We start from the raw sequence: 2,740 nt of genomic DNA, 5'->3' as shown, positions 1-2,740 counted from the left end.
GCGACGGTCCGCGACACCCCGAACTGCAGGCCCTCCACCGCGTTCAGGAACCCGCCGATCACGACGCCCGCCAGCCCGACGAGGAGGCCGGCGGCGAGCGCCGGCCGGATCGCCGGAGTGCCCGGCGCCGCCTCCGGAGTCGTGGGGGGCGCCTGGCCGGGGGCGTCCCTCCGACCGAGTTCCGCGAAGGTGCGGTAGACGACCCACGGTCCGACCACCGTCCCGGCCGCCACGAGGGCGGCCACCGGGTCGCCGCGCACGAGCGCCGGCGCGGCGAGGAGGACGGCGGCGGCGGCCCACAGACCGTCCCCCCGCCGGAGCCGGAGGCCGCGGGCCAGCAGGAGGACGGCCGCGCCGATCGGTCCGAGGGCGGGGAGGAGCGAGACCGCGACGCCGGCCAGGAAGGCGGCGGAGCGGTGGGGGGCGCGTCGCGACGTCATCGGGATTCCCTGGGACTGTACCGCGCGGGGGTGGGCGCTACGGAGCGCATGCGTGCGCGTGGAGAGAGCCTCCTCGGGGCACCCGACCGGCTGGGCATCACGACTCCGGGACGGAGGTCACCGGCGGCCGGAAGGTCGTGACGTCGAACGTCATGAAACGGCCGAGGGCCCGTTGGCCGGGACCGGGGTAGAACCCCGCTCGCGGATGGAACGTCAGTTCCCCCACGACCACGCGGCCGTGCGAAAGGTAGAGATCGACGCGGACGTACTTGTGGCCGTCGGCGAGCGCCTCGGCGACCTCGACGAGGTCGTTCCAAGCGTCCGGCTTGCGAAACGGTGGGCCCTGCCCGAGCGCGGGATCGAGGTGTTCGGGGAGGGGCCTTCCGTCGCGATCGGCGAGCGATTCGTGGGGCGTGGCGTCGCGCCCGTCGATGTACTGCAGGAACGCGACCGTCCCATCCACGCAGTGGAACTTGTAGTCCGCCGGGCGCGCGTCCCCCGCGGCGTCCACCCAGGCTTCGGCGAACACGCGAGGTTCGATCCACCGGTAGTGCCACTCCCCCTTGTCCGCGCCGTACCGCGTCGCGAGGGCGGCGTCGAGGGTTCGTGCGGCGGCGTCGGCGTCGAACGACCGCTTGTCGCGCACCAGCACCACGGACCCGGAGTCGTGCGTGGTCTTGAGGACGAACCGGTTCGGGAGGCTCGCGAGATCGATGTCGCGCAGGGATCGGCCCGTCGCCAGCGTCGCGGGCACGTACCCGTCGCCCAGCACCGCGCGGATGCGGTCCTTGGCGCGCAGCTTGTCGCTGCCTTCGATGACGTCCGGCGATTGGTCGAAGAGCTTCAGCCACTGGATCCGGTCGTTGAACGTCGCAGGGGAGCGAAGGTTCGGGAAGCGAAGGAACCGCCGGAACGTGACGCGGTGGATCGTGGCGTACAGGGTGCGGTGCGCCGCCGTGAGCGGGAGGTGCCGGGCGTCGAGGTGCCACTTCCAGCGCCAGGCCTGTGCCGGCACGACGGCGAGTCGCTTGGCGCCCGCTCGCAGCGTCGCGGGGACGCTGGCCCCGCTGGCGTGCCGCCTCACGATCCGTCCTCTCCGTCCTCGCGTGCGACGAGGAGCATGACCCAAGGGAACAGGACGAAGGCGCTCAGGAGCGTCGTGTCGAACGTCGTGACGACGAGGAGCGACGCGAGAACGGCGAGCCGCTGGGCGTGACGACGGCGTAGGAGTACGGCGCCGCTGGCGACGAACCAGGCGAGCCCGGCGGCGCCCCCCAGCACCCCGTAGCGGGCCAGCAGATCCAGAAGCTGGTGGTGCGCATGCGTCACCCGTTCCCCGGTCGTTCCGAACCGGTCCCACCCTTCGAGGAACGTGTGGCCCCCACCCACGAGCCCGGTCCACGGGTGCGCGAGGAACGCGTCCCACGCCCCCCGCCAAATCGCGACGCGTTCCCCCAGCCCCCCGACGTTGAAGGGGAGCGCGTCGCGCGCCAGGAACAGCGCGACGCCGGCCCCCGCGACGGCGGCGAACGACGCCCAGGCGAGGCCTGGGCGCTTGGCCTGCAGGGACCGGAGGGCGAGCAGGACGAGCGCGCCCACGAGGAACGCCGCCGTCGCGGCGCGCCCCCCGGTGAGGAGGACGACCGCCGCCCCGCCGGCCGCGGACCCGAGGAACGGCCAGGATGCGGTCGCGGCAAGGGTCATGCCGGTGACGGCGGCGATCGCGGCGCCGTGCCCCAACGTGTTGGCGTGTCCCGCCAGCAGGCCGGGGCGAAGCGACGGACGGACCGGATTCGGGGCGGCACCGGACCAGGACACGTTCCCGACGGCGAACGCGGTACCGGGTGCGGGGCGCAGCGTGAGGGTCCAACGGCTCCCGGGCACCCTCGCCGCCTCGGGAACAGCGATCGTCGGTTGCGACGCCCCGTCGGAGAGGGTCCAGACCGCGTGCCTCGAGCCGGACGTGGCGTCCGACTGCCACGTGAACTCCGCCCCCATGCCCTGGGGCACGAGCGGCTCGAGGGGCCGCACGGTCCCGTCGGCGCCGACCTCCGCCAGGGTCGCGTTCCGCACGTCGAGGGTGCCGCCCGCGAAGCCGTGAAGGAGAAGGCGTACCGTGCGCGACGTGGCGTTCGGTGGCACGGTCCACGTCACCGACGCCCGCTGCCAGGTGGGCGAAGGCTCGATCGGACCGCAGGCCGAGCCACCCCCCTCCCCGAACACCTGAAGTCGGACGCCGCGACAGCCCGTGTCGGTCGCGGGAGCCGAACCGCGAAGCTCGACGCGGGCGCGGAAGGTGC

Annotated in this window: 3 protein-coding genes; all 3 read right to left on the bottom strand. The window is 73.9% G+C overall.

Going from position 1 to position 2,740, the window contains the following annotated elements; all coding sequences use genetic code 11:
* Positions 1-440 (bottom strand): hypothetical protein (locus RI554_11215; protein ID MDR9392583.1); only part of this gene is annotated, 440 nt, incomplete at its 3' end.
* Positions 441-537: 97 nt separating this feature from the next.
* Positions 538-1,524 (bottom strand): ATP-grasp fold amidoligase family protein, encoded by a 987-nt coding sequence (locus RI554_11210; protein MDR9392582.1) that lies wholly within the window; start codon positions 1,522-1,524, stop codon positions 538-540.
* Positions 1,521-2,513, bottom strand: coding sequence for an O-antigen ligase family protein (locus RI554_11205; protein ID MDR9392581.1), 993 nt, complete (start codon positions 2,511-2,513; stop codon positions 1,521-1,523). Before RI554_11205 ends, RI554_11210 begins: the two co-directional genes overlap by 4 nt.
* Between the last annotated feature and the right edge of the window lie 227 nt (positions 2,514-2,740).

Source organism: Trueperaceae bacterium (assembly GCA_031581195.1).
Lineage (GTDB): Bacteria > Deinococcota > Deinococci > Deinococcales > Trueperaceae > SLSQ01.
Note: the sequence above shows the minus strand (reverse complement) of the source record. Positions and strands in the feature narration are given on the sequence as shown.